The organism is Rathayibacter sp. VKM Ac-2801 (assembly GCF_009834245.1).
GTDB lineage: Bacteria > Actinomycetota > Actinomycetes > Actinomycetales > Microbacteriaceae > Rathayibacter.
On record NZ_CP047183.1, the window covers coordinates 492,083 to 517,150 of the forward strand.

A 25,068-nucleotide genomic window follows, 5' to 3' on the forward strand; every position below is an offset into this window, starting at 1 on the left:
GATCCTGGTCGACCCGGTGGAGGTGCACGATGCCTGACGCGCACGAGGCGAGACGACTGCGCTTCCTCACCTTCTGGGCCGAGGAGGCGGCGGGTCGCGGTCACCGGACGCCGCCGTTCGACGAGCTCCGGCGCATCGCGCTCGCGGGCTCGATGCCTCCCGACTCGAGCTCGTCGGCGCGCCAGTGGCAGCCGACCATCGAGTACCTCCTGAAGCAGGAGCGCATGGGGGCGAACGACCCCCAGGACTCGCTGCCGAGCCGGCTGCTCGAGCCGACCGGCGAGGGGGCGCCCGACGAGCAGCCCCCGCCGCCGCCCCCGACCGTCCCGCCTGTCCCGCCCGCTCCGCCGGTCCTGCCCGTCCCGCCCGCCGCCTCCGAGACCCCCGAGGAGGCGGTGCTGACGGCGCTCAAGCGCTGGCGCGAGGACGCCATCGCCCGCGAGGCACCCGGGATCGGCCAGCTGACCGAGACCCACCTTCGGCTCGTCGCCCGATCGCGCAAGAGCGAGGCGGACGAGCTCAGGGCGACCTTCGCGCCCGTCGTGCGCCAGTTCGCCGACGACATCGCAGCCGTGGTGGCCCGCACGCTCGCGAGCCGCACCGAGGAGGCGCCCTCCGCTGGACCGGTCGACTCCCCGGCACCGGCGTCGCCCCCGGCGACGGAGCCGTCGGCGCCCGTCCCGCTCGCGACCACCGCCCCCGCCCCGTCGCCCGCCATCGACCCCGCCTCGTTCGCGCCCTACGCCTACGGCGGCTCCGAGGGCGTGCCGACTCCGCTGCGCGTCACTCCCGGGCCGGAAGGGTCCCTCCGCGCCGTCTGGTCGGACGCCGATGCGGGAGCGACCGCGGTGTTCCGCGTCGTCTCGGCCGACGAGCACGCCCCCTACTCACCGGACGACGGTCACCTCGTCGCGGCGACGGTCGAGACCGACGCCCTGGACGAGCGGCCGTTCACCACCGCGGTGCGGCACTACCAGGTGTGGCGGAACGTCGGTCGCGATGTGCGCGACGCCGTCCTCGCGCAGCCTTCGCTGCACGCCTTCGGCGCCGTGGTCGCACCGGTCGTCGATGTCGACGTGCAGGAGGACGAGGGTCGCGTGATCGGCCGCTGGAGGGCTCACGGCGGCACTACGCGCGTGCAGGTGTTCCGGGTGCCCCGATCCCGCGGCGCTCTGACCGTGGGCGATCCGAGCTTCAGGATTCTCGTCGACGAGGCGAACCTCGGCGGCTTCGTCGACAGAAACGCCGTGCGCGGGGAGAAGTACCTCTACCAGGTCTTCGCGGAGGCGGTGATCGACGGGGTCCCGCGCCTCTCCGCCCCCACGGCGGTGCCGATCGACATCCCCAACGTCCACGAGCCCGTCCTCGATCTCGCCTTCGAGCTGCACGACGACGCCGACGCTCCGTTCTTCGACCTGTCGTGGACGGTCCCGCCGGGGGGCGACGTCGTCATCTACCGCACGACGGCGCCGCCGAGCGCCGGGATCGAGCGCGAGATCGTGCCGGAGACGGTCCTCCCGCAGGCCAACCTCTCGACCGAGAGCCGGCTGGCGCATCCGATCACGACGGACGGCACCCGGGCCTCGATGCGCGACGTGCCGTGGCCGCGCGGCTGGACGCGGGCGTACTTCACGATCGTCGTGCTCATGGACGGCCAGGCGTTCGTCGGTCGGACCGTGCGAGGGGTCCGTGTGCCGCCGGTGGCGCAGCTCCGGATCGTCGAGCGCGTCCAGAACCAGAGGATCACCTTCGAGTGGCCCGACGGCGCGGACGTCGTGATGGCCTACCGCTCGCCCGTCGGCCTTGACTCCGCACTCGCCGTCCAGGGAGAGCCGAGGGAGATCTCGAAGTCGGAGTACTTCGATCGTGGATCGCTGGAGTACCGCACCGGCGGGCTCGATCCGCTCGGCTGCGAGCTCCACCTCGTGGCCGTGGCCTTCGACGGGGGCAAGCGCGTGCTCAGCACGGCGCGGAGCGTCGTCTATCCGGGCCTGCTCCGTCTGTCGTACCGCTGCGTGGTGAAGCGGACTCTCATGGGCCGCTACTCCGCGACGGTCACCCTCACCTCCGAGCGGGCTCTCGAGAGCTCGCCGCCGTTCGTGCTGGTGCACAATCCCGAGCGGTTCCCCCTGACCGTCGGCGACGGGACGCCACTGGCCGTCGTGCCCGACGTCGACGACGTCGTCGCACCGACCCGTCGTTTCGTGCCCGCGGCGATGGCCCCCGGCTCCGAGCAGCCCGGCTGGCGCACCGATCCCGCGGCGTGGCAGCAGGACGTGCCGCACCCGACCGGCTACCTCCGCCTGTTCGTCGACCTCCCGAGCGCGGTCCTGCGACGCGTGGCTCTGCTCGACCCTCCCATCGAGACCCTGCGGGTGCAGAGCCTCAAGGAGAAGGTCGGCGGCTTCCAGAACAGGGCGCGCGGTGGCTGAGCAGGGCGGGGCCGGCGGTCCGCGGTGGAGCCAGGCGACGTACACGCTCGACCAGGGCTGGCGGGTCCAGCTGCAGGCGGGCGAGCCGACGCAGGCCGAGATCGGCTTCGTCACAGCCTCCGCCGTCACGAGCTTCGGATCGCACGTCAGGCTCTCGGACTTCCCTGCGGCGGCGGAGCTCGAGGCCCGGCCGCTGCGCCTGATGCACCTCGCGTCGGTCGACGGCTCTGCGGTCTACCTCCAGTCCTCGGAGGCGGGAGCCGACAGCACGGGGCGCCCCGACAACGTCTACAACCACGTCGTGTTCGACAGGCGGCCGCACGAGCCGGAGCCTCCGCTGCGGCCCGTCGAGCTCTGGCGGTCGCCGGACCTCCTGACGCCCTTCTCGCACCTCGAGGTCGCTGCCGCGCGACTGCGGGCGGCGGGGATTCCGCAGCGCGGCGCGGTCGTCACCCTCGACTCCGTCGTCTCGTTCGTGTGCGACCCGAGCACCTGGCGCGCCGGCGTCCTCTCGGTCCTGATGGACGCCTCCGTCGCCGCGCTGCGCGGAGGGCCCCCGGTGGTGCTCATCGCGGACTCGCAGGACACCGGAGCGCTGTGGCTGGGGTCGGTTCAGCGCCTCATGGCGCCCTCGACGGCCCGCACCCTCTCCTGGTCCCTCTACGAGCGCGCAAGCAGTCTCGGAGCGGCGTGGGCGAGGGGCGTGCACATCGCCGTCGTACCGCGGATCGACGCCTGCGAGCGCTCGGCGTTCGCGGGCGCCGTCGTGATCGACGAGGCCGAGATACCGGCGGTCGGCCAGGCGGGCGGTGAACCCCATGTCACGGCGGCGGGCAGCGAGGTCGCTGCCTCGAACTGGTCGGGAGCAGCGCAGATGGTCCTCGTCGACGACGAGGTCGCGCGCCGAGTGCTCGTCGTCCTCGACGAAGCGGTGCTGCGGGTGGGCGACCGGGGTCTCGCGCCGGAGTGGCCGCTGGCCATGGCGGTCGTGCTCCTCGGCGACGAGACGATGGATGCGCGCGACGAGGCCTCGCGGGTGCTGCTGGACGCCTCGCCCGACGGCATCCGCCAAGACCTCGACCTCTACGAGAGGACCGTCGCGGTCGTCTCCTCGTCGATCGGCTCGACCACATGGGGCGTCTGGCGGGAGCTGGACGCTCGCGACACGAGGTCGTCTCTCCTGATCCGGGAGCTCATGGGGTCGGCCTACCTCGAGCGCTGCGTGTCGGACGCGGAGTGGCTGCTGAGGGACGAGGGCGTCCCGCTGCCCGACCAGGCGCTCCTCGACGCCGATCGGGAGCGGCTGACGGCGCTCGCCGAGGCCGCGATCGCCGACCTCGCCCGGCCGGTGGATCCGCGTGAGCCGGTGACGTCGGCCGTGCACGCCCTGCGACTGCTCGACGTCGTCGTCCGAGCGGGCCTGCTCGGCGCTGACGTCGGCCGGACGGGACCGGCGACGGCGACCCTCCTGCGCACGGTCGCCGAGCTCCTCGTGGGCGAGCGCGGGATCGCCGTCGCCGCCCGGGCGGGCGTGATGAGCCTCCCCCTGCGCGAACGGCTGATCGTCGAGCTCGAGGCCGTGCCGGTCCAGCGGGAGCCCGTTCCCGGGGGCGCGGCTCCTGAGGAGGTCCTGCGGTGGCTGGCCGGCGACGGACAGCTTCTGCCGTCGATCAGGGAGCGGATGAGCGGTCCCCTCACGGCTCTTCCGCCGGTGCAGCTGTCCCTCGCGATGCTGCTCCTGCGCGAGGGCGTGCCGGTCACTGGGCTGACGGCGACCGTCGCTTACTCGCTCCTGTCCGAGCACGCGGTCTGGGAGCAGATCCCGGCCGTCGACCGCCGCGCACTCGTCCGGGCGGCCGCGCTCCCGGGCGCGGTGCTGCCCACCGAGTTCGCTGCGCTCGAGGAGGAGTTCGGCGGGCAGTTCCCCGAGGAGTTCGTCGCCGCCGCCCTCGCCTCGGCGCCGATGGGTGATGCGCTCAGCGGGCTGGCCAGGCGGGTGCAGGTTTCGCGACCGGGGCTGCCCTCGGCGCGGTTCGCGCTCGTCCGCCTCGCGATGTCGCAGTCGGCGACGGGGGAGCTCGTGCCCGCCCAGCACGTCCTCGAGCTGAGGGACGCGGTCGTCGCCATGCGCGCCGCCGCCGCGCCGGCCCCGGTGGCGGCCGACGTCGGTCCGCGCTACCTGGCCGCCGTCGTGTCCGTGCTCGGCGAGGTGCCCTTCAGCCGGGAGTGGCGGCCGTCTCTCGAGCGGGTGCTCCGCACCGAGGCGGCGTCAGGCGACGCACGGCGAGCCGCGGCCGCCGCCACGACGCTCTCCTTCCTCGCCGCTGAGGATCCGGCGGATCATTTGGACGCCGAAATCGCCCTCATCCGCACGTTCAGCGACGCCTCGGAGGGTGCGGAGGAGCGCCTGCGGACGCGACTCGAGAGCGGGGCGCAGGCGCCCAGGCACGCTCTCGGACTCGCGAGGCTCGCCTTCGTGACGTCGGACGACTTCCCCGACCCGTCGTTCGTCGACCCCCGAGCGCATGCCCTCGCGGCGCTGACCGTGTCCGACGGGGCCGGCCGCACGATCCGACTGCTCGATCGGCCGCTCCGCGAGCTGGCCGCCCAGGGCGACCTCGATCCGGAGGCGGTGACCGCCGTCCTCGTCGACCAGCTCAGGGCGGTCGTCACCGTCCGCGGCGCGGTGGGCGGCGACAAGCTCCTGACCGCGATCGAGCGCTCCGCCAAGGTCTGGCAGCGCGAGCTGAAGGGTCCGCGTCCCCGCGGATCGTTCCGCGACGGACTCGCCTCCTTCCTGACCGACCGAAAGGAACGCTGATGCCCAGCTACATGATCACGGGCGGAGCCGTCGTCACTCTGAGCGACAGGCCCCTCACCGTGCGCCTCCAGATGCAGGCGGGGTCGGCGCGTCTGGACGCGGTCGTCGCGGGCGGGCCGCTCACGACCGCCGTCCGTCCGAGGCCGGACCTGCTCATCGTGCCGAGGGTGACAGAGCGCACGATGATCCGCCTCGTGCCGATCGGCAGCGAGCTCTTCCCCGCCGGTGCGGTCGCCAATGTGAGCGTCGGGATCGACGACGCGCGGTCCTCCGACCCGGAGAGGGCGGTCGTGCCTCCCCTCGACCTCGCCGGCCTCGCCGAGCGCGAGGTGGTCATCCTCGAGCCGGGCGGCGACGGGGTGCAGGTGCGCGGCGCCGGGATCTCCGAGCGCCGGTACCGGCTGAGCGGAGTCGCGGCGGAGGCGCAGGTCGCGACCGTCGGGATCCTGGGGGCGCAGGAGGTGTCGCCCACGAGCGCCCTGCACGTGGTGGTCGCGCTCGACGGCTCGGCGTCCTTCCGCCGTTTCGCCGAGGACGCGACCGCCGCCGATCCGTCCACGGCGGAGGCGGTCGTCGCCGTCCTCGACGGTGTCGCCTCCGTGCTCTCGACCGAGAGGAGGCGCGGAGCGGCGGTGGTCGGCGCGTCCGTCGCCTTCCGTGACGTCCCGCCCGACGAGCCGGCCGAGCGCGCGGTGATCTCGGCACTCCGGGAGGCGCCGCGCTCGAGCGGAGTGCGGTCGGGTGCCCCAGCGCTGAGCGGCTTCGCGGAAGGGAACACGGTCACCTACGTCGTCACCGACGCGGTCCCCGCCGACATCGGCGCCTTCGAGGCCGCCGACGAGATCGACGGCGAGGCCCGACACCTCGTGGTCATCGGATCGCGGTCGGCCTGGCAGCTGCAGACACCGCCGTCGACGCCGCACACCTTCATCGAGACCGATCCCGCGGGCCGGAGCCTGGCCGAGGCGTTCCGGAGCGATGCGGAACTGCTCCGCCGCCTGGTGCGCTCCCTGCTCGCCGGCTGCTTCGCTCCCGGCACGGAGCCCTACGCGAGGGTCGGCCGATGACGAAGTGCCCCAGCTGCTTCTCGCTGATCGGCGACGCCTCCTTCGCCTGGATCTGCACGACGGGCCGCTGCGCCCAGACGCTCGATCCCGACGCCATCCGCTACGCGCACGAGGACGTCATGACGGGGACGCGCTATGCGCTCGTCCGCCCGGCGGACGCCCGCAACTGGAGCCCGCCCACCGGGCTCGAGTGCCCCGAGTGCCGCGAGCCCCTCTCTGACGCCTGCCCGAGCTGCCACTGCCCCCTGCCGAGTGGGTACCGCAGCGGGCACGCGACCTGCATCGCGATGAACGGAGCGCGCGCCACCGGCAAGAGCCTCTACATCGCCGTGGTCGTCAAGCAGCTCGCAGAGATGGCGCAGCGGCTCGGAACTGTGCTCCAGGCCGCGAACGACGAGACGCGCCGCACCTACTCGCGGGTGTACGAGGCCCCCCTCTTCGAGGAGCGGGGCCTGATGGCTCCGACCCCTCGGTCGCAGAGCGCCGACTCGTACCAGAGGACGCCCCTCATCTACAGCCTTGGAACGATCCGCGGGGTGCGGCGCTTCATCGTCCTGCGGGACGTCGCGGGCGAGGAGATGGAGGAGCCGCCCGCGCGCGCGGGCCATCTGGCGTTCCTGGCCAACGCGGACGGCATCTTCTTCATGTTCGACCCGCTGGCGGTCCCGTCGGTGCGCGACAAACTCGTCGACGTGATCCCCGCTCAGCGCGGGTCCGGCGTGAATCCGCTCACCGTTTTGAACAACCTGATCACCCTGACGGGCGGCCGGCTAAGCCGTCTCGCCGTGGTCCTCTCGAAGTTCGACGCCGTCCAGCGCCTGAGCGAGGTCGAGGACGTGGCCTGGTCGTCGGTGATGTCCAACGCGGGATCCGCGATGCTGCGCGAGCCCGACCACGCCGCCCCGTCCTACGACACGGTCGACGGCGGCCTGCTCCACGAAGAGGTGAAGAGCCTGCTCTACGCGATGAACGCGGGGCCGATCGTGCTGACGCTCGAGAACCCGCACGAGGGCAGCCCGATCGATCACCGCTTCTTCGCCGTCTCCGCTCTCGGCGAGTCGCCGGACGGGCAGCAACTGAACGCGAGGGGCATCGCGCCTTTCCGCTGCCTCGACCCGCTCAAGTGGACCCTCGCCCGCACCGGCGTGCTCGCCTGAGCCGCCGACCTCCGCCGCACCCGACCACCTCGACAAGGAGAACACCATGACCATCAGCCTCAGCAAGGGACAGCGCGTCTCCCTCCTCAAACGGGAGGGCGGAACGCTGACTCGGGCCCACATGGGTCTCGGCTGGGACGCCAAGACCGTCCGCGGCTTCTTCGGCCGCGAGAAGGAGCAGGAGATCGACCTCGACGCCTCCTGCCTGATCTACGACGCCTCCGGGCGGTTGATCGACCAGGTCTGGTTCCAGCAGCTCGTCAGCGCGGACGGCGCGATCCGCCACACGGGCGACAACCGCACGGGGGCCGGGGACGGCGACGACGAGAGCATCGTCGTCGACCTCCTCGCTGTGAATCCAGCGGCCCAGACGCTCGTCTTCGTCGTCAACAGCTACTCGGGCGAGAACTTCAGCCAGATCGACAACGCCTTCTGCCGGATCGTCGACGCCTCGAACGGAGTCGAGATCGCCCGCTACGCACTCTCCGGCTCCGGCAGCCACACCGCCCAGATCATGGCGAAGCTCGTCCGCGACGGCGCTGGCTGGACGATGCAGGCGATCGGCGAGCGTGCCCAGGGTCGCACGATCCGCGATCTGCTGCCGGCCGTCGCCCGGATCCTCTGACCTAACCTCCACCACCGCTCCACCACTGCACGACTCAACGAAGGAGAACCACACTCATGGCCATCAGCCTCAGCAAGGGCGGGACCATCTCGCTCACCAAGGAAGCAGGACCTCGCGGACTCACCGCGATCACCGTCGGCCTCGGGTGGGACCCGGCGCCGCAGGGCTTCGGCGGCACCACCGACCTCGACGCATCGGCGCTCCTCCTGAACGCCTCCGGTCGCGTCGTGCAGGACTCGGACTTCGTCTTCTACGGGAACCTGGTGCACTCGAGCGGAGCAGTGAGCCACCTGGGCGACAACCTCACCGGCGAGGGCGAGGGCGACGACGAGCAGATCGTCATCGACCTCCTCGGCGTCCCCGCCGGAGTCGAGTCGGTGACCTTCCTCGTGAGCATCTACGACGCCGAGAAGAAGGGTCAGACCTTCTCGTCGATCGCCAGCTCCTTCATCCGGGTCGTGAACAACGACGGCGGCACCGAGCTCGCGCGCTTCGACCTGGGCGAGGGCGCCGGGTCGACCAGCACCCTCGTCTTCGGCGAGGTCTACCGGGACGGTGCCGAGTGGAAGTTCCGTGCGCTCGGGGACACCTACGACGGCGGCTTCGAGGGCACGCTGCGCCGGTTCGGCGTCAACGTCTGACGTCTCCCGTCCGCGGTCGCCGGCTCTCCGGCGGCCGCGGGCACTCGGCGGCCGTCCACTTGCGATCCGCCTCAGCACGACGAGATGGGAAGAACATGCTCAAGACCTTCGGATGGTCCTACGCCGTCACGCTCGCGGGTATCGCACTCGGGTTCCTCTACGGCGGAATGGAGGGTCTGATCCTCGTCCTCATCCTCTGCGTCCTCGAGGTGTCGCTGTCGTTCGACAACGCTGTCGTGAACGCCGGGATCCTCGACCGGATGACTGCCTTCTGGCAGCGGATCTTCCTCACCATCGGAGTGCTCATCGCCGTCTTCGGCATGCGCCTGGTCTTCCCCTTCGTGGTCGTCGCGGCGACGGCGGGGCTCGGCCCCGTGCAGGCGGTCTCTCTGGCGATGGAGCAGGGCGACCCGGAGGAGCCGGGCAGCTACGGCTACATCCTGCACGAGGCCCACCCGGCGATCGCCGCGTTCGGCGGCATGTTCCTGCTCATGCTTTTCCTAAACTTTGTCTTCGACCCGCGCGAGCGCCTCTGGATCCGATGGGTCGAAGGACCCCTCCAGAAGCTCGGCAGGGTCCAGAACATCCACGTCGTCGTGGCGCTCGCCGTCCTGGTGTCGGTCGCCGAGTTCCTCGCGCCCGATCCCGCCGTGGTCCTCGTGTCCGGGGCGATCGGAACGGGCACCTTCCTGCTCGTGAACGCACTGGGCAATGTCTTCGAGGAGCAGGTCGACGACATGCCGGAGCCGGGGACGACCAGCGCGACGGCCAAGGTGGCAGGCCGGGCGGCCTTCTTCCTGTTTCTCTATCTCGAGGTCCTCGACGCGAGTTTCTCGTTCGACGGCGTGATCGGGGCCTTCGCGATCACCTCCGACCCGATCCTGATCGCGATCGGGCTCGGCGTCGGCGCGATGTACATCCGCTCGCTCACGATCCACTTCGTGCACCGGGGGACACTGCGCGAATTCGTCTTCCTCGAGCACGGTGCACTCTGGGCGGTGGGAGCGCTCGCCGTCATCATGCTGCTGACGGTCTCGATCGAGATCCCCGAACTCGTCACGGGCCTCATCGGCGTCGTCTTCATCAGTGCAGGATGGCTGAGCAGCATCGTGGTCAACCGTCGTGTCGCGGCCACGGAGGCCGACTCCGCAGGGGTGCGAGAGGTGGTCTGAACCCATGTACCTGCAGCACTTCGATTCTCTCTCCTCCGACCAGCTCGACCAGCTGTTCGAAGTCCGGCCCGGCCCGATCCCGCTCGACTCCGTCACGGGAGAGCTCGGCCAGGCCCTCGGTGCGACGCTCTACCTGCCCGGTGACCGCCCCTGCCTGGTCGACGACGTCCTGTCACGGCGCCGCAACGGTGCGCAGTGTCTGGTCATGGACCTCGAGGACGCCGTCCGACCCGAGTGCCGACCGGAGGCGGAGACGGCGGTCATCGCCGCGCTCGCCCGCCTCTCGGCCGAGGCGGCCGACGAGCCGGGGTCCGAGCGTGCCCTTCCCGCGGTGTTCGTGCGTGTCGCCGACGCCGACGGGATGCTCCGTATCGCACAGGCGCTCGGCAGCGCCGGATGCGCCGCGTTGACGGGTTTCGTGCTGCCGAAGTTCGAGGCGGGTGAGAGCGGCGAGGCTGCGTTCGCCGCCGTCGCCGGAGCCGAGGAGGCCGCCGAGAAGCGCCTCTTCGTGATGCCGGTGATCGAGGCCGTGTCGGTCGCTCACCGCGAGACGCGATCCGCTCAGCTGCTGGCGATCCGGCGACTGCTCGACGAGCACCGGGAGTCGATCCTCTGCGTGCGCATCGGAGCGACCGACCTCGCCTCTGCATTCGGGTTGCGCCGCGACGGCGAGTCGACAATCTACGACGTGCGGGTCGTGGCCGACGCGATCGGCGACATCGTGAACGTGTTCGCCAGGGAGCGGCCCTGGGCGTACCCGGTATCGGGCGCGGTGTGGGAGCACTTCAGCAAGCGGAACCGCCTGCAGAAGCCGCGGCTGCGGGAGTCGCCGTTCCTCGAGCGTGACGCTCCGCAGTACCGGCGCGCGCTCCTCGACAAGTGCCTCGACGGTCTCATCAGCGAGATCGAGCTCGACAAGATCAACGGCCTCTCGGGCAAGACGGTGATCCATCCATCGCACATCTCCGTGGTTCATGCGCTGAGCGCAGTGACACACGAGGAGTTCTGCGACGCGGTCGCCGTCTCGGCTGCGAAAGAGCACGGAGGCGTGCTGCGCAGCGCGGCGGACAACAAGATGAACGAGGTGAGGCCGCACACCGCCTGGGCCGACCGGGTGCTGCTGCGGGCCGCAGCGTTCGGCGTTCTGAGGCCGGATCTGGGCTTCCTCGACCTGATGATGCAGCTCGATCGGATCAGCCGGTGACCGCCGTCGGCACGGCCCCGGCGCTGCTCGCCATCGCGTTGCGCGACAACCCACTCCGCAAGCAGCTCCTCGTGAGCTCGCTGCTGGGCAAGCACGTGCCTGTCCCGCCGTCGGTGGTCCGCGGCGCGGCGGAGCGGCTCGCCGAACTCGTCGGGGACGCGGTCCGAGCGGTCGGCCTCGAACCGTCGGAGGCGGTCGTGCTCGGCTTCGCCGAGACGGCGACCGGCCTCTCCGCAGCGGTCGCCGACGTTCTCGACGCCCGCAGGGACGCCCACTCGACGAGGTACCTCCTGTCCGGAGACGTCGCCGACGGGGCGTTCGAGGAGGTTCACTCGCACGCGCCCGGTCACCACCTCCTGGCGGGTGCGCTGCCGCCGGGACCGATCGGTGCGCTGGTCCTCGTCGACGACGAGGTCACCTCAGGCCGCACCGTCCTCGCGCTTGCGCGCCTGCTCCTCGACGAGCACGCCGCGTCGCTCGTGGTCGTGGCCGCGCTTCATGACTCCCGCTCGGCCGAGGCCCGGGCCGCCTGGGACGAGGAGGCGGGCCTGCTCCCCGCCACTGTGCGTCTGGTCGCGACCCACGCCGTGCCTGAGGACTTCGTCCCCTCGGCGCTCGAGGCGCTCGTCGGGCGCGGCGCGGCCGCCCCCGCGGTCCTCCCCTCGCCCGAGGCGGTGATCAGGAGGATCCGCGCGGCGGTGCTGCCCACCCGATCCGCTCGAGGTTCCGGGCCGGAGGACCGCCGGTGTCTGCGCACTGCGGTCGCCGAGCTGGGCGACCGCCTCCTTCAGAGCGAGGGGCTCGCTGAGCTCGGTTCCGAGGACGAGATCCTCGTCCTCGGAACCGAGGAGTTCCTCCGCGCACCGCAGCTCCTCGCAGAGCACCTCGAGGCCCGGACCTCCGCCCGCGTTCTCACGAGCTCGACGACCCGCTCGCCGGGTCTCGTTTTGGACCACCCCTCGTACGGTCTGAGATCCGGTATCGCTGCGCGGATGGACGTCGCCGGCGAGCAGGGCGCGCTCCGGTTCGCCTACAACCTCGCCCGCGACACACGAGGACTTCGCATCGTCATCGTGTGCCACGACGAGTCCGTCTCACCCGATCGTGACGCCCCGGACTCCCTCCTCGCGAGCCTTGCCCGATCGTCTCAGGTGATCGACGTGCTGATGGCCCCCTCTGTCGAGGCGGCCCCCGGACCGCCGCCCCTCGTCGGTCCGGGCTTCTCGTCCTACCGGGCGGACGACGTCGTCTGGCTCCTGACCGACCTCTCCGATCGAGTTCTCGAACAGCCGCGGGAGGAACGCGAGGACCTGATTCAGTCGGGTCGACGGCACTACTCCGAGTCCTTGCCGATCGAGTACGAGCCCACCGCCCGGTACCTCGAGGCCTACGAGCACGCGCTCGCCCGAGGCGCGCGCGCCGTGGCCGAGGGGGTCGCCGCGCTCGGCGTCGAGATCGAGCGGCGGCACGGCCCGCACCCCGTCCTTGTGTCGCTCGCGCGGGCCGGGGTACCGATCGGCGTGCTGCTGCGCCGCTGGTTCCTGGCGAGGGGCAATGAGGTGCCGCACTTCGCGATCTCGGTCATCCGCGACCGGGGGATCGATGCGGTCGCGCTCGATCACGTGATCGCTACGGCTGCTCCCGAGTCGATCGTCTTCATCGACGGCTGGACAGGGAAGGGCGTGATCGCCTCGACGCTGCGGGCCGCCCTGGCGTCGCACCGGTTCCCGCCCGGCGGCCGGGTCGCACCCTCGCTCGCGGTGCTGAGCGACCCGCTCGGCGTCGCGGACATCCGGGCGACCCGCGACGACATGCTCGTGCCCTCGGCCTGCTTGAACTCCACGGTGTCGGGACTTGTCTCGCGCACGGTCCTGAACGACGAGCTCATCCGTCCGGGCATGTTCCACGGCGCGAAGTTCTACCGGCACCTCGCCGCGGTCGACCGCTCCGAGCAGTTCCTGGAGGTGGTGCAGGCGCGTTTCCCCGCTGTCCCGCCCTCGCCCGCGACGTCGGAGCCGACGGCGCTGGGAAGCGCCGACGCCGAGATCGAGCGGCTGCTCCGGCGCCACGGCGTCCGGGACCGCAACCTGCTGAAGCCGGGCATCGGCGAGACGACGCGCGTGCTCCTGCGCAGGGTCCCCCGACAGGTGGTCGTGCGGTCCGACGCCGCCGACTCCGTCGAGCACCTCCTGGTCCTCGCCGCCGACCGCGGTGTCGAGGTCGTCGTCGACGAGGCCATGCCGTTCGCCGCCGTCGGCATCATCGCGCGGGCGGAGTCGCCGTGATCGCCGCATTCCTCGACCTCGACCGCACCCTCATCCACTCGGCGACCGCCGCGGAAGGCGTCATCGACGCGCTCGCGGTCGTCGAGCGGATCGACGGTCGGGCCTCCGCTTACGCACCGCCGACCCTCGCCCGCGATCTGATCGATCTCGCCTCCCTGGCGGCAGTGGTGCCGACGACGACGCGCTCGGTGGCGCAGCTTGCGAGGGTGACACTGTTCGACTCGGTGCCGACCCGCTTCCGGATCGCCGCTAACGGAGGGGTCCTCCTCGAGGACGGCTCGCCGGTCGAGGCCTGGTCGCGCCGGGTCCTGGACGCCGTCGCGGCCGGCGGGACGAGCGTCTCCCTGGTCAGGGAGCGCACGGCCGCACTCGTGCCCACCGCGACCGTCCGCATCGTCGACGGCGTCTTCGTCTATGCGGTCCTCGCCGCGGCGGACCAGGCGGAGGCCGCCCGCGGGCGGCTCCTCGCTTTCGCCGAGGACATCGAGTGGCGGTGCAGCAGGCAAGGGAGAAAGGTCTATCTGGTACCCCACACGGTCGAGAAGTCGACGGCGATGTCCGAGGTCGCCCGCCGGCTCGGAGCGGACCTGATCCTCGCTGCCGGGGATGCGGAGCTCGATCGACTCATGCTGGGTGCCGCTGACCACGCGGTCGTCCCGGCCCACGCCGATGTCCTGCGCCCGCCGGGCGTCGTCGCGACGCTCTCCTCCGGCCCGCACGCATCCACGGAGATCGTCCGTCGGCTGCGGGACTTCGCCGAGCAGCACGGGCGGCGTGCTTCGGCCTTCGACCACGACAAGGAGACACGATGGATATCGGCGTCTGGCTGAACTTCCTCGCGCAGAGCACCGCGCTGCTGATCGGGTGCTATGCGATCGTGGCGGTCGTCACGGGCCTCGCACTCGCCTTCCCCGCGGGCGTTCCGCGATGGGCAGCGGTCACGATCAGCGTGCTGGTCCCGCTGGTCGGACCTCTCGTGCTCATGGTCGTTGTCGCGGTCCGACGGACCCGGCGACCCCTACTGACGGGCACGCAGGCGACGCCCCCCGCGCCGGTCGCGGCCGAACCGGCAATCTCCGCCCCGTTAGGCGTGAACGACACGTTCGATCCGTTCGGCGCCTCCGGCAACGATGTCTCCGGAGTCGGTGCCACTGGTCGCGGTGCATCACCGTTCGGCACCGCGCCGCCGCCGAGCACGCCGTTTCCCTGGGCGGGTGCTTCGGGTGCGTCGGCGTCGCCGTTCGGGGTTCCGAGCCACGACGCCGTGTCCGGTGCTGGCCCTGCGCAGATCGCGTCTGCGTCGATCGCCACGGCGCGCGCGCGACTGGCGTCGCGGACCGCGGCCGTGCGCGCGACGCACCGCCCCCTCACTGTCCTCAGGCTCGTGCTGCTGGCAGTACTGGTCCTCGCGGTGTCCGGCACCGGATCTCTGCTGCTCGTGGGGTGGTTCACCTTCGACTCCCGGATCGTGCCGCCCCTCAGCGTGTCCGCCTGGGGGACCGGGCTCGACGTCGCCGTGATCGCTACTGCGGCAGTGCTCGTGGTCGTCCTCGTCCTGGCGTGGTGGCGGCCGTCGCGGGCGGCGGCGGTCGCGGCCGCTCTGGTGGGCGGGTGCTGGACCTTCGCGGCGGGCTCCGTCCTCGCCCTCGCGGCGCCGGTCACCGAGCTCCTCGGCGACATCGGGGCGATCTCGTACGACCTCGGCGACCTGCTCGGTTCGTTCGGCCTGACGGGGAGCGCCGGCGTGGTGGAGCTCCCGGAAGGGGTGGACCTGAGTGCGGTCGGCATCGTGGGGCGCACGGTCGACCTCCGGGCGGTCGACCTCGCCGCTCCGATCCCAGCGGCGACGCTCGAACTCGGACCCGGCTGGTTCATCGCCCTGGCGGTCGGGCTCGTCGTGATGCTGTGGTCGATCGTCGAGGTCGTCGTCGCCGACAGGGGCGTTCGCAACGTGTGAGCGCGGCGGTCATCCCGCTGGAGGGAGCGCCGGAGAGGCTTCGGCGACCCGAGCCGGCGTCCGCCGCCCCTCACGAGCGGAAGCGGCCGCCTCGCCGGGCGCGGTCGAGGGGTGGAGGCGGGGAGGAGGGGCTCGAAGGTCGGCCCTGTCGACCGGTCGAATCAGGGTGGGAGAGCGCCCGCCCGAAGCGCGGGTCGCGGACGAGGGCTCCGGTCGGCGGTCTCCGAGCCCGGCCAGCCTGGCGATGGTCTTCCTGCGGTCCCGGTGCAGCTTCCGCCAGCTGTCCGAGTGGCGGGGGATGATCCGACCGAGCGCTGTCAGATCGGGAAGACCCTTCCTTCTCGAGTCGGGCGCTCACCAGTTCCTTGTCCTCGCCGACGGTCGACTCGATGACGGCGTTCGCTCGGACGACCCGTTCGGATGAGAGAGGATTCTCGGCGAGAGCAACGCCGGTGGAGTCCAATCCGGCCTGGAGTTCTGGCGAAGTTCCTCGGTGCACCGTGCCCGAGAACGGTGTCGGTGGCTTCCGAAGTGCGGCGGCACAGCGGGGTGCCCGCGACGGGAACGCGCTCACTACGTCTCACCCGTCCTCCTGCAGCCCTCGCTCGACGAGGGCGCCCCTCTGCGGGTCGTCCTCGACGACGAGGACCCGGGGCATCAGATCGCGCCGGACGTGCCGAGCAGCGACCCGATCAGGAACGTGGCTGCGAGGGCCAGAGCACCGCCGACGACGATGCGGATCACGGGACGCAGAGCCGGGCTGCCGCCGACCCGGGCGCTGATGAACCCTGTCGCCGCGAGGGCGATCAGCACCACTGCGAAGGTCACCGGGACCCTCAGCTCCGGCGGCGGGAGCAGGATCGCCAGCAGCGGCAGCACGGCGCCGAGGAGGAACGACAGTGCCGAGGCGCCGGCGGCGGCGAGCGGGCTGGCGACCGCCTCCTCGTTCAAGCCCAGTTCCGCTTCCAGATGCGCTGTCAGAGCGTCGTTCTCGGTCAGCTCGCGGGCGACCTGATGCGCAGTCTCCGGGGTCAGGCCCCGCGCCTGATAGAGAGAGGCGAGCTCCTCGAGCTCCCCGGCGGGATCCTCCGCCAGCTCGACGCGCTCCTTCGCGATCAGTGCGCGCTGACTGTCGCTCTGGCTGCTCACCGACACGTACTCGCCCAGCGCCATCGAGATCGCACCACCGACGACACCGGCGACGCCTGCCGTCAGGATCGGTGCGGTGGCGGTCGTCGCGCCGGCGACGCCCACGACGAGAGCGGCGACCGAGACGATGCCGTCGTTCGCGCCGAGCACGCCCGCCCGCAACCAGTTCAGCCGCCCCGAGATCGCACTGTCGTGCGGTTCCGCGCGGGGCGAGGAGGGCGGAGGCAATCTAGTGTCTAGGCCTCGCGGGCACGCCCTGCGTCGGGTTGCCCCGTCCATCCCGTCGCGGAGTGACGTGATGACGGGCTCGGACTCGGGAGGAGCCCAGCACTTCCGATCCGCTCCGCGCGCCGCCGACCAGGGGTCGCCCGTCGGAGACGAAACAACCGTCCAGCGACAGGATCAGGAGGATTTCGTCCAGATCCGCGGGCTGTGCACCTGAAGGACGAGACGAATCCTGCCTGAGGGCAGGACAACCCGACCCCTCCGGCATACTCCATGACGTGAACGACGCCACCACCGCCCCCAGTCTCGACGGCCGCGAGTTCGTGATGACCTCCTCGACCAACAGCGTGGTCGATCCGGAGTCGCCGTCGCGGTTCCACTACTCCGAGCGCGACGGAGTGGTCTGGGGCGACTACGTCGGCGACACCGTGACCTTCGGCCGCTTCGTCGGCACGCGCACCGGCGACGCCCTGCAGGTCTCGTTCGTGCACCGGCTGATCGACGGCGGGACCGTGGTCAGCGGCACCGGCGGCAGCCGCGTCGAGCTCGACGGGACGGGCCTGCTGCGGCTCGTGGAGGAGTTCGAGATCGACGGCGACGACCACGTCAGCATCTGCGTCGAGGTCTGACGCTCAGCGCGCCGCGTCGCGGCCGTTCCCCGCGGTGGTGAACCGGGTCATGCCGAGCCGGTTCGTCGATCCGGAGCGGTCGGGGATGTCGGAGGGCAGCAGGTAGGCCTTCCGCACGACCTCGTCGAGCACGACGACCGAGACCACCGACTTCACCTCGGGCCGGGCCGCGACCACGCCCGTGACGAAGTCGTGCACGCCTCCGATGTCGAGCGAGCGGACCAGGAGCATCGCGTCGTGCTCGCCGGTCGTGATGCAGCAGTACTCGACGTCGGGCATCTGGAGGATGCCCTCGCGGAACCGGTGCCACGACTGCGGGTGCACCGTCACGAACACCAGGGCGCAGACGTCGAGCCCCACCCTGCCCGGATCGACCTGAGCCGAGAACCCGGTGATGACGCCGGATGCGGTGAGCTGCTCGACCCGGTTGTAGACGCTCGCCCGCGAGACGTTCACCCGCTCGGCCAGGGCGGACATCGAGATGCGCCCGTTCTCGCGCAGGACGGCGAGGATGCGCAGATTCAGCTCGTCGAGCCCGCCCGCGCTTTGTCCAGCGACCGCACCGGCGGCCGGATCGGTGATCGACATAATCCACTCCTTCGTCGCTGCGGGCGGCATTTCGTCCACGATAGCGGCCCTCCGGAAACGGAGTGCGTCGCGATGTGCCATCGTTTCGCAACACGTCCAGCCGAACCCTCGCCAGGAGGCCTCCATGGTTGTCCGCTCCACCCGCACCCCGCGCTCCGCCCCGACGCGAGTGGTGATCGCCGCTGCGGCGGTCTCGCTCGCCCTCCTCGTGGCGGGCTGCTCCTCGGGCCGCGTCGACACCGCCGACGGCAGCAGCGCGACGCTCACCATCAACAAGGCGTTCGACCTGAAGACCGCCGACCCGGGCCGCATGTACGAGCCGACCGGCCAGATGGTCGACAAGGCGCTCTACGAGACGCTCCTCACCTTCGAGGGCGGCGACGTCTCGCAGGTCGTCGACGGACTCGCGAGCCTCGAGCAGTCCGACGACGCGAAGACCTTCACCCTCACCCTGAACGGCGAGCACACCTTCTCGGACGGCACCGCGATGACCGCCGACGACGTGGTGTTCTCGCTCCAGCGCGTGATCGGCCTGAAGGGCAACCCCTCGTTCCTCCTCGACGGCGTCACCGTCACGAAGAAGGACGACACCACGGTGGTGCTGACCACCGAGAACCCCACGCCCGCCCTGCCGGCGATCCTGGCGAACCCGGCGCTCGGCATCCTGAACTCGAAGGTCGTGAAGGAGAACGGCGGCACCACCGACGAGACCGACACCGCCGAGACGTTCCTCAACACCACCTCCGCCGGCTCCGGCCCGTACGTGCTCGACACGCTCGACCTTGCCTCGCAGGTCGTGCTGACCGCGAACGAGAACTACGACGGCGACGCTCCGGGCTACGGTCGCGTCGTCATCCAGAACGTCGAGGGCGCGACCCAGAAGATCAACGTCGAGGGCGGCAGCGCCGACGTCGCGCTGGACCTCTCGGGCACCCAGGCGGAGGCGCTCGGCGACTCGGTCGCGGTGACCAGCGACCCGTCGGCGAACGTCATCTTCCTGCTGCTCAACCAGAACCCGAGCGTCTCGGCGATCACGTCGAACCCCGACTTCGTGAAGGCCGTGAAGGAGGCCGTCGACTACGACGACCTCGTCTCGATCGCCGGCAACGGCACCGCGCAGGCATCCGGCGTCATCCCGAGCATGCTGCTCGGCGCCCTGCCCGAGAGCGGCGCGCTGACCCAGGACCTCGACGCCGCGAAGGCCGACCTCGCGAAGAGCGGCTACGCCGGCGAGTCGGTGACGCTCAACTTCCCGAGCGACATCAGCCTGAACGGCATCGACTTCCCGACCATCGCGCAGCGCATCCAGTCGCAGCTGAAGGACGCCGGCATCACCGTCGAGCTCGCCCCGGCCCCCGTCGCCACCGAGCTCGACGCCTACCGCAACGGCACCGAGACCATGGGCCTCTGGTACTGGGGCCCGGACTACCCGGACCCGAGCGACTACCTCGTCTTCACCCCGGGCGACGTCGTGGGCCTCCGCTCCGGCTGGACCGACGGTGCGGCCCCCGCGATCTCGGCGCTGGCCGACGCCGCGGCCACCGGCGGCAGCGACGACGAGCGCCAGTCGCGCTTCGAGGAGCTGCAGACCGCGCTGAACGCCGACGGCCCCTTCATCCCGCTGCTCCAGCCCGGCAACAACATCGCCGCGGCGAAGGACGTCTCGGGTGTCGTCTACAACGCCGTGTGGACCATCGACATCGCGGCCCTCGCCGCGCAGTAGCCCGTGTCCACCGCCACGACGGCCGTCCGGCCCCCGCGTCAGCGCGGGGGCCGGGCGGCCCACCCGTTCCTCCGCTACGCGCTCCGCCGCGTGCTCACCTCGCTGCTGCTGGTGGTGGGCGTGACCCTCGTCACCTTCATCCTGACCAACCTCGTGCCGGGCGACCCCGTGGCGGCCGCCCTCGGCCAGCGCGCCGCGGAGGACCCGGAGATCGTCGCGCAGTTCCGCGCCCAGTACGGCCTCGACCAGCCGCTCGTCGTGCAGTACTTCACCTACCTCGGCAACCTGCTCCACGGCGACCTCGGCGTCTCCACCACCACGCACAACCCGGTGGTCGCCGACCTGGCGAAGGCGCTGCCGGCCACCCTCGAGATCGCCTTCGGTGCCATCGTGCTGAGCGTCATCATCGGCGTGCTGTTCGGCACCGTCGCCGCCTACCGGCGCGGCAAGGCCTCCGACCACGTGCTGCGCGTGGTGTCGCTGGCCGGCCTCAGCGTGCCGACCTTCTGGCTCGCGCTGGTCCTCTACTACGTCCTCTACTTCCAGCTGCGGATCGCGCCGGGTTCCGGCCGGCTGAGCAGCGACTTCACCACGCCGCCGACGGTGACCGGGCTCTACACGGTCGACGCCCTGCTCGCCGGCCAGCTCGACACCTTCCTCGACGCGGCGTCGCACCTCTTCCTCCCCGTGCTCGTCCTGACCCTGTACACGGTGGGCCTGCTGACCCGGTTCGTGCGCACCGCGGTGCTCGAGATCCTCGACCAGGACTACGTGCGGGCCGCCCGCGCGAAGGGGCTGCCGAACCGCGCGGTCACCTTCTCCTACGTGCTGCGCGGGGCGAGCATCCCGATCCTCACCGTCGTGGGCCTCGCCTTCGGCAGCCTGCTCAGCGGCACCGTGCTCGTCGAGGCGGTCTTCGGCTGGCCCGGCATCGGCTCCTACGCCTACCAGGCCGCGTCGCACCTCGACCTGCGCGGCATCATGGGCGTCGGCCTGCTGATCGGCGTGATGTACCTGCTCGTGAACCTGATCGTCGACCTGCTGTACGGCGTGCTCGACCCGAGAGTGAGGCTGGCCTCGTGACGGATCCGCGAACCACCCGGTCCGACCCGCGCGACGGCGCTCCGGCCGGGCTGCGCGACGGCGTCGGCGCCGGAGTGCTCGACCCGGTCGCCGCCCCCGGCCTCCGCCTGCGCCGCCCCCGCCTGCGCCTGGGCCGCTGGTCGGCGCCGCTCGGACTCCTCGGCGCCGCCGTCGGCGTGCTCTGGATCCTCATCGCCGTGCTCGCCCCCGTCATCGCCCCGCACGATCCGCTCGCGCAGGACCTGCCCCTCCTCCAGGCGCCCGGCGAGGGCACGCTGATGGGGACCGACGCGCTCGGCCGGGACGTGTTCTCGCGCGTCATCTGGGGTGCCCGGGTCACGATCCCGCTCGCTCTGCTGCTCGTCGTGATGTCGGTGCTGATCGGCGCGATCGTCGGGTCGGTCGCCGGCTTCTTCGGCCGCGCGGTCGACGAGGTCGCGATGCGCATCACCGACCTCGTGATGGCGTTCCCCACGGTCATCCTGGCGATGGTGATCGCGGCCGCGCTCGGAGCGTCGCTCCTGAACGCGGTGCTCGCGGCGCTGATCGTGTCGTGGCCCTCGTACGCCCGGCTGACCCGCGGTCTCGTGCTCGGCCTCCGCTCGTCGAACTACGTCGTGTCCGGCCAGCTGCTCGGCTTCTCGCCGCTGCGCTCCCTCGCCCGCGACATCGCCCCCAACATCGTCGGCCCGGTGCTCGTCCTCGCGAGCCTCGACATCGGCACGGCCATCCTCCTGCTGTCGGGCCTGTCCTTCCTCGGGCTCGGCGCGAAGCCGCCGACCGCCGAGTGGGGCTCGATGGTGTCGGACGCCATCCAGAACTTCGACGCGTGGTGGATCGGGGTCTTCCCGGGCCTGGCCATCCTCACCGTCGTCATCGCGTTCAACTTCGTCGGCGACGCCCTGCGCGACGCCCTGGACCCGCGGTCGCAGACGATCCGCGGAGGAGGCGCCACGCTGTGAGCGACGCACTGACCATCAGCGGGCTGCGCATCCGCACCCGCAGCCACGCCATCGTGGACGGCATCGACCTGGCGCTGCGCCGCGGCGGCATCCACGGCCTCGCCGGCGAGTCCGGCTCGGGCAAGACCATGACCGCGCTGGCGGTGCTCGGACTGCTCCCCGGATCGATGACGGCCAGCGGGAGCATCCGCCTCGCCGACGACACCGGCGACGGCACGACGGAGCTCGTCGGAGCGTCCCGGCAGGTGCTCGGCGCGGTGCGCGGACGCCGGGTCGCCATGGTCTTCCAGGACCCGTCGACGAGCCTGCACCCGCAGCTCACCGTGGGCCGCCAGCTCACCGATCACCTGCGCCACCACCTCGGTCTCGGCAAGGAGGCCGCGCGGTCGAGGGCTGAGGCCCTGCTCGAGCGGGTGCGGGTCCCGGACGCCCGGGCCGCCCTCGGGCGCTACCCCCACCAGTTCTCCGGCGGTCAGCGGCAGCGCATCGCGATCGCGGTGGCGCTGGCGTGCGAGCCGTCCGTGCTGCTGGCCGACGAGCCCACCACCGCCCTCGACGTGACCGTGCAGGCCGGAGTGCTGCAGCTGCTGCGGGAGCTGGTCGACGACGGCGGGCTGAGCATCCTGCTCGTCACCCACGATCTCGGCGTGATGAGCGCCGTGGCCGATGAGGTGACCGTGATGCGCCAGGGGCTCGTCGTGGAGTCGGCGCCGCGGGAGCGGCTGTTCACGGCGCCCCAGGACGAGTACACGCGGGCGCTGCTCGCGGCTCTGCCCGGCTCGAGCTTCGAGGAGAGCCCGGAGCAGCTGGTCGCCGAGCTCGTCGAGGGGCACGAGAAGGCTGCCGCCGAGGACGATCCAGGTGCGGCCACGGCAGGCGACGTCGAGGGGGGTGCGCGATGAGCGAGGGAGTGGTTCTCGAGGCCGACGGCGTCGTCGTCGAGTACGGGCGGCGTCCGCCGCTGCGTGCTGTGGACGGGGTCGGCTTCCGGGTGGCGGCCGGCGAGGTCGTGGCGCTGGTCGGCGAGAGCGGCTGCGGCAAGTCGAGCCTCGCGCGCGCGGTCGTCGGCATCGAGAAGCGCCGCGGCGGCGACGTGCGCCTGAACGGCGTCGACGTGCCCGCGCTCGGACTCCGTCGGCGGAGCCCCGCGATGACCGGCATGCAGATGGTCTTCCAGGACCCGAACTCCTCGCTCAACCCCCGCCGCCGCATCGGCGAGCAGATCGGCGACGGCGTCCGGGCGGCGCTCGCCCGAGGCGCCGAGGGCTCGGACCCGGCCGACTGGCTGCGCCGCGTCGGGCTCGATCCGGCGATGGCGAGCCGGTTCCCGCACGAGTTCTCCGGCGGTCAGAAGCAGCGCATCGCCATCGCGCGGGCCCTCGCGGCGCGGCCGCGGATGCTCGTGGCCGACGAGCCGATCTCGGCCCTCGACGCCTCGACCCAGACGAGCGTCGCCGCGCTGATGCGCTCGCTCAGCGTCGAGGCCGGCGCGGGCATGCTCTTCATCTCGCACGACCTCTCGGTGGTCCGGCGCATCGCCGACCGGGTGCTCGTGATGTACCGCGGCCGGGTCGTGGAGTCGGGGGACACCGAGACGGTGTGGCAGAGCCCGCTGCACCCGTACACACGAGCGCTGCTCGCGGCGATCCCGCTGCCGGACGGGCAGGGGCGGCTGCCGCTGGCCCCGCTCGACGCCGACCGGGCGGCGTGGCTCGAGGAGCTGCCCGACGCGCTGGAGCGGACGGGCGCGTGAGCGCGGTGGAGGAGACCGGGCTCGAGGAATCCGCTCTCTGGAGCATGCCGAGGGCAGTGAACCGCAGCCCGCTCCCCGGGGACGGCGCGTTCATGACCGCCGGCTGGGCCGATCCGGAGCCGGTGATCGATCCGGACGATCCGGTGCTCGCCTACACCGCGGAGCGCCGGTCGAGACTGGCGCAGGCGCTGCCCGCCGAGCTGCTGATCATCCCCGCCGGCCTGCCGCGGGTGCGCTCGAACGACAGCGACCACCGCTTCCGGCCGGGCACCGACCACGTGTGGCTGACCGGCAACGGAGTCGCCGAGAGCGTGCTCGTGGTCGACACGACGGGAGGGGAGGCCGGCTCGATCCTGTACCTGCGTGCCCCGTCCGGCCGCGACGGCGACGAGTTCTGGCAGAACGACGCGCTCGGCGACCTCTGGGTCGGGCCGCGGCCGTCGCTCGCCGAGACGCAGGCGGCGCTCGGCATCGAGACCCGGCCGCTGGCCGACTTCACGCGCGACGTGGAGCGGGCCGCGCGGCGTGCCCGGCGCATCCGGGTGCTGCCCACCCTCGATGAGAGCGTCGACGAGCTGGTGCGGAGGATCTGCGGGCCGGCGCTCGAACCGCACCTCGTGCTCAAGGCGACGCTCGACGAGCTGCGCCTGATCAAGAACGACTGGGAGATCGGCCGGCTGCAGCTCGCCGTCGACGGCACGGCGCGGGGCTTCGAGGACTGCCTCGAGGCGTGGCAGGTCGCCCGCGCGATGCCGCGGGGCGAGCGCTACCTCGAGGGCACCTTCGCCCGCCGCGCTCTGGTCGAGGGGCAGGGGCCGGCCTACGGATCGGTCGTCGCCGCGGGAGCGCACGCCACGACGCTGCACTACACGCGGAACACCGGGCCCCTCGCCGACGGCGATCTCGTGCTGATGGACATGGGAGTGGAGCTGCCCTCGCTCTACGCCGCCGACATCACCCGCACCTTCCCGGTCAGCGGCGCCTTCACCCCGCTGCAGCGGGACGTGTACTCGATCGTGCTGCGCGCGCAGCAGGCCGGCATCGACTCCCTGCGGGCGGGAGTGCGGTTCCAGGACTACCAGGACGCGTGCGGGCGGTCCCTCACCGAGGGGCTGATCGAGCTCGGCCTGATCCGCTGCTCCGTCGAGGAGGCCATGGCGCCATCGGCGTCCTATCACCGCCGGTGGAGCATCTCCCGCGCCGGGCACATGCTCGGGATGGACGTGCACGACTGCAACCACGCCCCGCACGAGACCTACCTCGGCGGAGTGCTCGCGGCCGGCCACACGCTCACCGTCGAGCCGGGTCTCTATTTCCAGCCGGGCGACCTGACGGTCCCCGCCGAGCTGCGAGGGCTGGGCATCCGGATCGAGGACGACCTCGTGGTGACGGAGACCTCGTCGATCCTGCTCTCGGCGGCGATGCCGCGCACGCCCGATGCGGTGGAGGAGTGGATGGCGAGGGCGGCGGGCTGATGCCGTCCCCACGCAGCCGATGTGCGGCTCCCTTCGCGAAAGCCGTACTGGCGCGGGATGAGCAGGACCGCATGCGCGCCACCCCTGTCGGCACCTGCTGACGGATTCGGTCAGCGGCCG

The 25,068-nt window shown here is 71.8% G+C and carries 20 protein-coding genes; 18 read left to right on the forward strand and 2 right to left on the reverse strand.

From position 1 onward, the window contains the following. Nucleotides 1-29: 29 nt before the first annotated feature. The 11 genes from GSU45_RS02200 (at nucleotide 30) to GSU45_RS02250 (ending at nucleotide 15,361) form a co-directional block, all read left to right on the forward strand. On the forward strand, nucleotides 30-2,432 hold the full coding sequence (locus GSU45_RS02200; protein WP_159912329.1) for a hypothetical protein: 2,403 nt from the start codon (nucleotides 30-32) through the stop codon (nucleotides 2,430-2,432). Continuing rightward, the gene (locus GSU45_RS02205; RefSeq protein ID WP_159912331.1) at nucleotides 2,425-5,253 is read left to right on the forward strand and encodes a hypothetical protein; all 2,829 of its coding nucleotides are present in this window, start codon (nucleotides 2,425-2,427) and stop codon (nucleotides 5,251-5,253) included. The genes GSU45_RS02200 and GSU45_RS02205 overlap by 8 nt, the downstream gene beginning before the upstream one ends. After that, entirely contained in the window at nucleotides 5,253-6,320 is a 1,068-nt protein-coding gene (locus GSU45_RS02210) for a hypothetical protein (RefSeq protein ID WP_104260776.1), read from the forward strand. The genes GSU45_RS02205 and GSU45_RS02210 overlap by 1 nt, the downstream gene beginning before the upstream one ends. Beyond that, nucleotides 6,317-7,477 carry a hypothetical protein gene (locus GSU45_RS02215; protein ID WP_159912333.1) on the forward strand — a complete coding sequence of 387 codons (1,161 nt, stop codon included), beginning with the start codon at nucleotides 6,317-6,319 and terminating at the stop codon, nucleotides 7,475-7,477. Before GSU45_RS02210 ends, GSU45_RS02215 begins: the two co-directional genes overlap by 4 nt. A gap of 46 nt (nucleotides 7,478-7,523) precedes the next feature. Then, entirely contained in the window at nucleotides 7,524-8,102 is a 579-nt protein-coding gene (locus GSU45_RS02220; protein ID WP_104260778.1) for a TerD family protein, read from the forward strand. Between the two features lie 56 nt (nucleotides 8,103-8,158). Continuing rightward, nucleotides 8,159-8,743 carry a TerD family protein gene (locus tag GSU45_RS02225; protein ID WP_159912335.1) on the forward strand — a complete coding sequence of 195 codons (585 nt, stop codon included), beginning with the start codon at nucleotides 8,159-8,161 and terminating at the stop codon, nucleotides 8,741-8,743. A gap of 95 nt (nucleotides 8,744-8,838) precedes the next feature. Further along, the gene (locus tag GSU45_RS02230; RefSeq protein WP_159912337.1) at nucleotides 8,839-9,915 is read left to right on the forward strand and encodes a DUF475 domain-containing protein; all 1,077 of its coding nucleotides are present in this window, start codon (nucleotides 8,839-8,841) and stop codon (nucleotides 9,913-9,915) included. A gap of 4 nt (nucleotides 9,916-9,919) precedes the next feature. Next, entirely contained in the window at nucleotides 9,920-11,119 is a 1,200-nt protein-coding gene (locus tag GSU45_RS02235) for an HpcH/HpaI aldolase/citrate lyase family protein (protein WP_159912339.1), read from the forward strand. After that, nucleotides 11,116-13,404 carry a phosphoribosyltransferase domain-containing protein gene (locus tag GSU45_RS02240; protein ID WP_159912341.1) on the forward strand — a complete coding sequence of 763 codons (2,289 nt, stop codon included), beginning with the start codon at nucleotides 11,116-11,118 and terminating at the stop codon, nucleotides 13,402-13,404. The genes GSU45_RS02235 and GSU45_RS02240 overlap by 4 nt, the downstream gene beginning before the upstream one ends. Continuing rightward, nucleotides 13,401-14,234 (forward strand): hypothetical protein, encoded by an 834-nt coding sequence (locus GSU45_RS02245; RefSeq protein WP_159912343.1) that lies wholly within the window; start codon nucleotides 13,401-13,403, stop codon nucleotides 14,232-14,234. The genes GSU45_RS02240 and GSU45_RS02245 overlap by 4 nt, the downstream gene beginning before the upstream one ends. Further along, nucleotides 14,213-15,361, forward strand: a complete 1,149-nt coding sequence (locus GSU45_RS02250) for a hypothetical protein (RefSeq protein ID WP_159912345.1) — start codon at nucleotides 14,213-14,215, stop codon at nucleotides 15,359-15,361. The genes GSU45_RS02245 and GSU45_RS02250 overlap by 22 nt, the downstream gene beginning before the upstream one ends. A 657-nt stretch (nucleotides 15,362-16,018) precedes the next feature. Here GSU45_RS02250 and GSU45_RS02255 read toward each other — a convergent pair. Next, complete coding sequence (locus tag GSU45_RS02255) at nucleotides 16,019-16,738, reverse strand: VIT1/CCC1 transporter family protein (protein WP_244248180.1); 720 nt, start codon at nucleotides 16,736-16,738, stop codon at nucleotides 16,019-16,021. Nucleotides 16,739-17,013: 275 nt separating this feature from the next. Here GSU45_RS02255 and GSU45_RS02260 point away from each other — a divergent pair, with 275 nt between their 5' ends. Beyond that, on the forward strand, nucleotides 17,014-17,364 hold the full coding sequence (locus tag GSU45_RS02260; protein ID WP_244248181.1) for a hypothetical protein: 351 nt from the start codon (nucleotides 17,014-17,016) through the stop codon (nucleotides 17,362-17,364). 3 nt (nucleotides 17,365-17,367) lie between these two features. Here GSU45_RS02260 and GSU45_RS02265 read toward each other — a convergent pair whose 3' ends face one another. Next, a complete protein-coding gene (locus tag GSU45_RS02265; RefSeq protein ID WP_244248182.1) occupies nucleotides 17,368-17,982 on the reverse strand; it encodes an Lrp/AsnC family transcriptional regulator in 615 nt (204 codons plus the stop codon). 94 nt (nucleotides 17,983-18,076) lie between these two features. On the opposite strand from GSU45_RS02265, the gene GSU45_RS02270 reads away from it, so the two are divergent. Genes GSU45_RS02270 through GSU45_RS02295 form a run of 6 tightly spaced genes read left to right on the forward strand, consistent with a single transcriptional unit; the run spans nucleotide 18,077 to nucleotide 24,948 of the window. Beyond that, the gene (locus GSU45_RS02270) at nucleotides 18,077-19,675 is read left to right on the forward strand and encodes an ABC transporter substrate-binding protein (protein ID WP_104291804.1); all 1,599 of its coding nucleotides are present in this window, start codon (nucleotides 18,077-18,079) and stop codon (nucleotides 19,673-19,675) included. 3 nt (nucleotides 19,676-19,678) lie between these two features. Beyond that, nucleotides 19,679-20,758, forward strand: a complete 1,080-nt coding sequence (locus tag GSU45_RS02275) for an ABC transporter permease (protein WP_159912349.1) — start codon at nucleotides 19,679-19,681, stop codon at nucleotides 20,756-20,758. Beyond that, entirely contained in the window at nucleotides 20,755-21,720 is a 966-nt protein-coding gene (locus GSU45_RS02280) for an ABC transporter permease (RefSeq protein ID WP_244248183.1), read from the forward strand. Before GSU45_RS02275 ends, GSU45_RS02280 begins: the two co-directional genes overlap by 4 nt. Then, on the forward strand, nucleotides 21,717-22,622 hold the full coding sequence (locus tag GSU45_RS02285; RefSeq protein ID WP_159912351.1) for an ABC transporter ATP-binding protein: 906 nt from the start codon (nucleotides 21,717-21,719) through the stop codon (nucleotides 22,620-22,622). Before GSU45_RS02280 ends, GSU45_RS02285 begins: the two co-directional genes overlap by 4 nt. Further along, nucleotides 22,619-23,473, forward strand: coding sequence for an ATP-binding cassette domain-containing protein (locus tag GSU45_RS02290; RefSeq protein WP_159912353.1), 855 nt, complete (start codon nucleotides 22,619-22,621; stop codon nucleotides 23,471-23,473). Before GSU45_RS02285 ends, GSU45_RS02290 begins: the two co-directional genes overlap by 4 nt. Nucleotides 23,474-23,529: 56 nt before the next feature. Next, nucleotides 23,530-24,948, forward strand: a complete 1,419-nt coding sequence (locus tag GSU45_RS02295) for an aminopeptidase P family protein (RefSeq protein WP_208543478.1) — start codon at nucleotides 23,530-23,532, stop codon at nucleotides 24,946-24,948. The last annotated feature ends 120 nt before the right edge of the window (nucleotides 24,949-25,068 follow it).

Coding starts and splice junctions, on each gene's coding strand:
- GSU45_RS02215 (WP_159912333.1), top strand. CDS start 6,317: ATGACGAAGTGCCCCAGCTGCTTCTCGCTGATCGGCGACGCCTCCTTC.
- GSU45_RS02200 (WP_159912329.1), top strand. CDS start 30: ATGCCTGACGCGCACGAGGCGAGACGACTGCGCTTCCTCACCTTCTGG.
- GSU45_RS02225 (WP_159912335.1), top strand. CDS start 8,159: ATGGCCATCAGCCTCAGCAAGGGCGGGACCATCTCGCTCACCAAGGAA.
- GSU45_RS02210 (WP_104260776.1), top strand. CDS start 5,253: ATGCCCAGCTACATGATCACGGGCGGAGCCGTCGTCACTCTGAGCGAC.
- GSU45_RS02250 (WP_159912345.1), top strand. CDS start 14,213: ATGGATATCGGCGTCTGGCTGAACTTCCTCGCGCAGAGCACCGCGCTG.
- GSU45_RS02220 (WP_104260778.1), top strand. CDS start 7,524: ATGACCATCAGCCTCAGCAAGGGACAGCGCGTCTCCCTCCTCAAACGG.
- GSU45_RS02270 (WP_104291804.1), top strand. CDS start 18,077: ATGGTTGTCCGCTCCACCCGCACCCCGCGCTCCGCCCCGACGCGAGTG.
- GSU45_RS02265 (WP_244248182.1), bottom strand. CDS start 17,982: ATGCCGCCCGCAGCGACGAAGGAGTGGATTATGTCGATCACCGATCCG.
- GSU45_RS02235 (WP_159912339.1), top strand. CDS start 9,920: ATGTACCTGCAGCACTTCGATTCTCTCTCCTCCGACCAGCTCGACCAG.
- GSU45_RS02230 (WP_159912337.1), top strand. CDS start 8,839: ATGCTCAAGACCTTCGGATGGTCCTACGCCGTCACGCTCGCGGGTATC.
- GSU45_RS02290 (WP_159912353.1), top strand. CDS start 22,619: ATGAGCGAGGGAGTGGTTCTCGAGGCCGACGGCGTCGTCGTCGAGTAC.